This window comes from Vibrio sp. M260112, assembly GCF_036533775.1.
Taxonomy (GTDB): domain Bacteria; phylum Pseudomonadota; class Gammaproteobacteria; order Enterobacterales; family Vibrionaceae; genus Vibrio.
Genome location: NZ_JATABH010000193.1, coordinates 1 through 523, shown reverse-complemented (window position 1 = coordinate 523; position 523 = coordinate 1). Strand labels below are relative to the sequence as shown.

The 523-nt window shown below is 43.0% G+C and carries 1 protein-coding gene; it reads right to left on the bottom strand.

The annotated features are described in order from the left end of the window. Positions 1-432: transposase domain-containing protein (locus QTN95_RS21035; RefSeq protein WP_331418894.1), on the bottom strand; the 432-nt coding region annotated here is incomplete at its 3' end. Positions 433-523 lie beyond the last annotated feature (91 nt).

Genomic DNA, 523 nt, shown 5'->3' with positions numbered 1-523 from the left:
ATCGTTCTCTTTAGTATCTGGGGTTCGCCAGACCACACCATCTACAGCATGAAGAGTTAAACCATGCCAATCTGGGTGTGGCGTTTTGTCATTCCATAATTTCTGCGTTTGAGTAAAAACGGACTTCATGACATCAGAACCTAGCCTTTGCCTTGCTTGGATTACTGCGCTTGGAGCAACAAACGGTTTTTTGCCAGGAAGAAGAATATCTAGCTTGGAGACAACTTTCTCCATAGATAAATGGCGATATAGGGACATCCCAACAACACTCCAAACCATCATCTCCATGGGCAATCTGCGTCTACGCATGGTTGTGATACCCGTGTCTTCCATACATTGAGCAATGAGTTCAGGAGAGAGAAGGTCAGATAAACCTGAGAGTTGCTCAACAGAGAATTGATGAACTTGGTTAAGTGCTTGTCTTAGAAACATAAAAAAATCCGAGTGTCTGGAATACACTCGGATTTTGACACCTTGAAAGGATCGTTCAACCGATCATTTAAGCCTTAACTGATCGGCATTA